This window comes from Halomonas sp. AOP7-B1-5, assembly GCF_052353045.1.
Taxonomy (GTDB): Bacteria; Pseudomonadota; Gammaproteobacteria; order Pseudomonadales; family Halomonadaceae; genus Vreelandella; species Vreelandella colorata.
On record NZ_JBQTDC010000128.1, the window covers coordinates 1 to 534 of the forward strand.

Annotated in this window: 1 protein-coding gene; it reads left to right on the forward strand. The window is 58.1% G+C overall.

The features are described from left to right. The coding region (locus ACT3XD_RS19700) for a hypothetical protein (protein ID WP_444280711.1) at positions 1 to 534 on the forward strand (534 nt) is incomplete at both ends.

Consider the following 534-nt stretch of genomic DNA (forward strand, 5'->3'; position numbering starts at 1 on the left):
AAGAAGGCCTCGTGGGCGAGTCAGGCTTTGTCAATAATCTGCTTGATACCATCTTGGGACCTAATGGATTACTGGCAGGCCTATCCCTTACAGCTGTGGTTGACCTTGAGCTACAAACGGATCTTCTTGCCAACCTGCTTGGGCCAGACGGCCTATTGGCTGGTCTACTAGGAGCCAACAGCCCGCTAGGTAATCTGTTAGGTGAGGAGGAAGCGCTCGGGGCGTTATTGGGGAATGACGGCATCGTCGGTAACCTGCTGGAAACCTTGCTAGGCGAGGAAGGCGTTCTTAGCGGCCTGCTGGAAGGTGACCCCGAGGGCAGTGAGCTATTGAGTACCCTGCTACAGCCGCTGCTGGGCGAACAGGGGCTGCTGGCCGACCTGCTGGGTAACGAGGCGTTGGAAGGTGACTTGCTGAACGACCTGCTCGACGGTTTGCTAGGCCAAGGTGGCCTGCTGTCGGGTCTGATCGGTACCGGTGGGGTGCTGGAAGGCCTGCTGGGTGAAGGTGACGAAGGTCTGCTTGATGGCCTGT